At 52.3% G+C, this 5,646-nt stretch carries 6 protein-coding genes and 2 pseudogenes; 4 read left to right on the top strand and 4 right to left on the bottom strand.

Annotated elements, in window-relative coordinates:
* Nucleotides 1–41: 41 nt before the first annotated feature.
* Both GSP01_RS14265 and GSP01_RS14260 read right to left on the bottom strand, forming a co-directional pair.
* Nucleotides 42–785 (bottom strand): SDR family oxidoreductase, encoded by a 744-nt coding sequence (locus GSP01_RS14265; RefSeq protein ID WP_141354603.1) that lies wholly within the window; start codon nucleotides 783–785, stop codon nucleotides 42–44.
* A gap of 27 nt (nucleotides 786–812) precedes the next feature.
* Nucleotides 813–1,208, bottom strand: a complete 396-nt coding sequence (locus tag GSP01_RS14260) for a (R)-mandelonitrile lyase (protein ID WP_141354601.1) — start codon at nucleotides 1,206–1,208, stop codon at nucleotides 813–815.
* Nucleotides 1,209–1,327: 119 nt separating this feature from the next.
* Between GSP01_RS14260 and GSP01_RS14255 the strand changes: the two genes are divergently transcribed.
* On the top strand, nucleotides 1,328–2,224 hold the full coding sequence (locus GSP01_RS14255) for a LysR family transcriptional regulator (protein ID WP_141354599.1): 897 nt from the start codon (nucleotides 1,328–1,330) through the stop codon (nucleotides 2,222–2,224).
* A 185-nt stretch (nucleotides 2,225–2,409) separates the two neighbouring features.
* Here GSP01_RS14255 and GSP01_RS15550 read toward each other — a convergent pair.
* Nucleotides 2,410–2,742: pseudogene (locus GSP01_RS15550) on the bottom strand (integrase core domain-containing protein); the annotation flags it as partial.
* Complete coding sequence (locus GSP01_RS15545; RefSeq protein WP_408875618.1) at nucleotides 2,660–3,010, bottom strand: transposase; 351 nt, start codon at nucleotides 3,008–3,010, stop codon at nucleotides 2,660–2,662. The pseudogene GSP01_RS15550 and the gene GSP01_RS15545, both read right to left, overlap by 83 nt.
* A gap of 543 nt (nucleotides 3,011–3,553) precedes the next feature.
* Here GSP01_RS15545 and GSP01_RS14245 point away from each other — a divergent pair.
* The 3 genes and pseudogenes from GSP01_RS14245 to GSP01_RS14235 form a co-directional block, all read left to right on the top strand.
* Nucleotides 3,554–3,832, top strand: a complete 279-nt coding sequence (locus GSP01_RS14245) for a hypothetical protein (protein WP_228123976.1) — start codon at nucleotides 3,554–3,556, stop codon at nucleotides 3,830–3,832.
* A 601-nt stretch (nucleotides 3,833–4,433) separates the two neighbouring features.
* Nucleotides 4,434–4,808 carry a hypothetical protein gene (locus GSP01_RS14240; RefSeq protein ID WP_141354595.1) on the top strand — a complete coding sequence of 125 codons (375 nt, stop codon included), beginning with the start codon at nucleotides 4,434–4,436 and terminating at the stop codon, nucleotides 4,806–4,808.
* 287 nt (nucleotides 4,809–5,095) lie between these two features.
* Nucleotides 5,096–5,646: pseudogene (locus GSP01_RS14235) on the top strand (IS5 family transposase); the annotation flags it as partial.

The raw sequence follows: 5,646 nt of genomic DNA, 5'->3' as shown, positions 1-5,646 counted from the left end.
AAGGCCATAACTTTACGATGATATGCGGCATTGAAACTTCCTCACCACGCCTGACTGGCTGGTCCAATTGTAAATTCGTTAATTGTTGTGTCTGCCGGAGCAGAAATCGCAAACGCAACTACATCGGCAATGCGGTCGGGTGGAATAGCGTGCTGATCGTAAAGTTTTTTCATGGCTTCGGCTGCGCCAGGATCAGAAATGTCACCGAGCAATTCGGTCTTCACTGCGGCAGGGTAGATGGTGGAAGTACGAATATTGGTGCCCTCCATAGCTGACTCCATGCGTAGCACTTCCATGAAATCGCGAACGAACCACTTGGTGCCGCCGTAGATCGCGCTACCAGGGTAGGCTTTGAGACCGGCTACTGAGGAAACAGCAATGACCTGCCCATATTTCTGTGCGAGAAAATGAGGCATGGCGGCGGCAACACCATTCAGTACGCCTTTGATATTGATGTCCACGGCCGCATTCCATTCATCCGTCTTCAAGGCGGAGACGGGCGCTGTTGGCATCAGGCCTGCGTTAAGGAAAATCACATCGAGACGACCATATTTTTCTTTGGCAACGTTGACCAAAGCCTCGTTATCGGTCGGTTTCGTGACATCGGTCACGAGGTAGGCCGCTGTGCCACCCTCGTCTTCGATAGCACTTACAATTTCCTTCAGACGCTCTTCTCTGCGTGCGCCCAGAACAACTTTTGCACCTTGTCGCGCAAGAAGCAGCGCTGTTGCTTCCCCAATCCCTGAAGATGCACCGGTGATAAGAACAACTTTATCTTTAATCATGATGTTTCTCTTGTATAAATATTTGAATTACTGTCTGTATTGTGCATCAGAGACATGCTCGAGCCAGTCTACGACTTTCCCATTCTCAACTTCCTGAATTGCGATATGGGTCATGGCTGTCTCTGGAGCGGCACCATGCCAATGTTTCTCACCTGGCTCGAAGAAAACCACGTCGCCAGGACGGATTTCTTCGACAGGTCCATCCCATCGCTGTACGCGACCAACGCCTGATGTCACAATGATGGTCTGACCTAGTGGATGAGTATGCCAGGCTGTCCGTGCTCCCGGTTCAAATGTCACATTTGCACCCTGAACACGATCGGGGGCCGCCGGGTTGAAAAGCATGTCAACCCGGACGGTGCCAGTGAACCAGTCTCTGGGTCCTTTGAAAGACGACTTGTGACCTACGCGGAAGATTTCCATAAAAATTTCCTGTGTTTCGCTGTGAGGCCGGACGAGGCCTTGTTCCGAACACGATAAGGGATCTTGCAGCAGTCGATTAGAGCATATAACGTGCATGAATATTTCAAATAAGCTCAGCAATGCCACGAGATCATATCAATGAGTTGACGGCTTTTCTCACGGTTGCCAGGGAACGAAGCTTTACGCGGGCCGCTGCCGAGCTCGGTGTCACGCCCTCAGCCTTGAGCCACACGGTGCGAGGACTTGAGGAACGGCTCGGGGTGCGCCTACTGTCTAGAACAACCAGAAATGTTGCAACTACCGATGCCGGAGAGCAGCTTCAGAAGCGTGTCGGCCCCCTTCTTGAACAGGTCTCTACAGAGCTTGACTTAATTACGTCTCTTGGTAGCAAGCCTGCTGGATCCATTCGTATCACCTGCACTGATGCGGCCATAGAACTGATATTTCGACCTAAACTTCTCGCATTTCTTCAGAAATACCCTGACATCAATATTGAATTCAGCATGGACTACGCTTTTGTCGATATTGTTGCAGAGCGCTTCGATGCAGGGGTCCGTATTGGGGAAGCCATCGAGAAAGACATGGCCGCAACGCGTGTAGGCCCCGACTGGCGTTTTTGCGTCGTGGGATCCCCAGATTACTTTCACCATTACTCGAGCCCTGCAACACCTCATGATTTGCGGCGTCATAACTGTATTAATATGCGGATGACGACTGCTGGGGGGAACCTGAAATGGGAATTTCGTGAACCGAACGGGCGCGAAGTTTCATTTCGTTTTGCGGGGCAAACAACCTTTAGCAACTCCATGCTAGTCCTCAATGCCGCCATCGATGGGGTTGGGTTAGGTTACGTTCCTTACGATCTGGCAAAGCCATATATTGAAATGGGACAACTGGTTGAAGTGCTTTCTGAATGGAGCCTAGAGTGTGAAGGCCCTTATCTGTATTATCCCAGCAGGCGATTACACTCGCCAGCTTTTGCAGCGTTGCTAGAAGCCATGAGATATCATTTGTAATAGTGTTCGTAGGGCAGTTGATTGAAGCGTTTTTTGCGTGATTTTGGGCCCTCAGATGGAGGGCTCGAAAACCCCTTCTGGTTTTGAGACCTGCTCTGTGATTTCATTTCCTATATGTTGATTGTGGAAATCTGATTCGGGCTCTGTGAACCGCCCCGGAATTGGCGGAGAGCGGTTTTCCTAAGTTAGGCTGCCAGTGGGGCGAGGTCTATAGCGGCGTAAAACTGTTGACCGGCCTCGGCCGGCGTGATGTTGCCGATGGGCTCGAGGATGCGTCGGTTGTTGAACCAGTCGCGCCATTCGAGGGTGGCGTATTCCACGGCGTCAAACGAGCGCCATGGACCACGTCTGTGGATCACCTCGGCCTTGAACAGCCCATTGATCGTCTCGTCCAGGGCATGGTCGTAACTATCTCCGACGCTGCCTACCGAGGGCTCAATCCCGGCTTCGGCCAGGCGCTCGGTGTAGCGAATGGCGACATATTGAGACCCGCGATCCGGGTGGTGGACAAGATTGCCGGTTGACGCGGTCGAGCTCCGCCTGGCGCACTTCACGTTCCAGCGCCTTGAGCCGATCGGCGGTCTCGGCCGGAACGCCAGCTCGCTTGCTAGTCTCGACCTCGGCCTTCTTAACCCACTCGTTCAGCGTATGCGCCGAGCAGCCGATCTTGCCGGCGATCGACACCATCGCCGTCCACCGCGACGGGTGTTCATCTTCATGCTCCAGAACCAGCCGAACCGCACGGGAGCGGACTTCAGGAGAAAACTTCTTCACAGAATTGCTCATCAGACCTTCTTCTCAGGTGAATAGGTCTCTGCCAATCCCGGGACGGTTCAGGGTGTGACCTGGGCTTTCTCGTCGGCATTCTGAGCCGATGTACTGATACTGAGCGGGGCCGGATTGATATAGGGTGCACAGTAATCTTTCTTGCGCGATGCGTCGTATGCATCCTCTTTGGCTACCCCAGACTTCTCAGATAGGCTCAACAAATGCTCGCAGGCCTTCGAACGTTGAAATAAAAGGATCGGCGAAGAATTTTGTAAATGAGACAGGAACCGCCCTCGGAGCGCTTCCTGTCTCATAAACGGTTTTTCAATTTCTTTTATAGAAATGAGCTGACAAAGCATGTGAGCCTGCTCCCAGGCACATATTGCCACGACGCTTTTATTGGAGGTTCTCAATATGAAAAAAGCGTTTCTAACATCTCTCTTCTGCGTAAGCGCTCTATCTGCGTGTGAATCCCCTCAGCAAATAGTGGCCCAGAAGGAAGATCATCTCGCTGCTGCAGGGTTTACTCTGAAACCTGCTTCAACTCCACAGCGGATTGCCATGCTTAAGAGGCTGCCAGCGCACCACTTCGTTCGCCGTATTCATGGCGACACGGTGAGCTACGTTTACGCTGACCCAACAGTCTGTGGCTGCCTGTATGTAGGGGATCAGACAGCATATGGACGATACCAGGCCTATCAGCAGCAGCAGAATATCGCTGACGAACAGCAAATGGCTGCACAGGATTATCAGGACGCGCAATGGAACTGGGGGGAGTGGGGTCCTTGGGGCGGAGGCTTCGGCCCGGGTTACGGATTTGGTCCAGGTTGGGGCTGGTAAGCCACAGCGCTTTATCACCGTGAGGCCGCACATTTTTTCCGAAGCCGCTGTATAGCGTTTAGCGGTATTGGTGCGGTCACCATGATCTGATAATTCATACAGGCTGCCGCTTCATGGGGTTGTGAATTGTGTGGGTGACGGATGCATCCTGCGAGAATTACCGCGGCTCACGATGCTAGGATGAGGCGCATAACGCTCTCTCCTAAAACTCCACGCCTACACCTCAAACGAAGACATCTAGCACAGCACGAGATTACCCTCGGTGTTTGTCTCCTAAACCAAGACGTAGAGGCATCGCCATTGCCTCCAGACGATTCCCCGTGTTCGTCTGATCTTTCGACAGCATACTCAGCGGTCAACGGTAACACTTCTTCGCGCATGTCTGCGAACAAGGTGTAACCCTGAGTGCTGATATCGTTTCCTCGCCGTGCATGATTGGCCGTGCACGTCGTTGCCCAGTTTCGAAAAATTGGGCAACGACGTGCCGGCTTACGCGGCGCCTCGGTCATGACGAATAAGAAGTTCTTCTTATTCGCTCTGGTTAACTCTTTTTCAGTATTTTGTAGGTCAATCTAGGATCCGTGATACCGGAGATAGATTCGTGACAAGCAAAGTGGACTGGGATGCAGCCGAAAGATTGGGAGTGGTTCTCCCTCTTTCTGATAGTGAGTATATAGATATTCTTTCAGCTCCGCTTCACGTTTCTGGCGCTCTTGAGCAAGTGGAACTTCCGCAACCTTTATTCCAGAAAATATTAGGACAGCCGATGTTGGACGCGACAGACGATATCAAAATTGCCGTTCATGAACTTCTTCAGATTTATGGAGAAAAGGCCGTTATGGTTGCGAGCGATCGAGCTACATTGGCCTCGTATGCACGAAATGAAAAACGAAGAGATTTTTGGGTGGCAGTCTTTACTGAGGTTCGCCGTACTCATCGGATGCCAGTTGAGTCTTCTGTGAATGAAAAGGCTTAAAGCAGAGTAAGATGTCGAATGATCACCACGCTCGTCCCCGCTCATTTTCCCCCTGATCCCTGAACCAAGTCGTCGGCCCATCGAACCACAGGTTTGTGACCCCGCTTTTGGTATGCCGCACCACTCTTGTTCGTGTTTCATTCCATCCTTACCTGGAAGTCGAGAAACGGTACAAGCGGGGAGTCTGACAGTCTTATTTGGGAAACCGGCGTACCGTAGGCGACTAGGATCAGGCCCCATTGATTTGATTGTGGAACTCTGATTCAGGCTCTGCGAGGAGACTGAAGATGAGCGATCTGTTTTGGCTGACGGACGAACAAATGGAGCGTCTACGGCCGTTCTTTCCCAGGAGCCATGGCAAACCGCGTGTCGATGACCGCCGTGTGTTGAGCGGGATCATTTTTGTTAACCGCAATGGCATGCGCTGGCGTGATGCGCCCCGGGAGTACGGTCCACACAAGACGCTCTACAACCGCTGAAAGCGCTGGGGCGACATGTGCATTTTTATGCGGATGATGGATGGACTGTCTGCCGAAAAGGCAGAGCCTCAGACCATTATGATTGATGCGACCTATCTCAAAGCACATCGCCCGGCTTCAAGCCTGCGCCTAAAAAAGGGGATCCAGGGCGTCTGATCGGTCGCACCAAAGGTGGCATGAATACGAAGCTGCATGCGGTCACGGATCAGAACGGACGACCGCTGAGTTTCTTCATGACGGCGGTACAGGTCAGTGATTACATCGGCGCCGCTGCTCTGCTGGACAGCCTTCCTATGGCACAGTGGATGCTGGAGGACCGGGGTTATGATGCTGACTGGTTTCGGGATGCCCTGGAAGAG

Origin of the sequence: Gluconobacter sphaericus NBRC 12467, assembly GCF_006539125.1 — a bacterium.
GTDB lineage: Bacteria > Pseudomonadota > Alphaproteobacteria > Acetobacterales > Acetobacteraceae > Gluconobacter > Gluconobacter sphaericus.
This window is presented reverse-complemented; position numbering and strand designations above follow the sequence as displayed.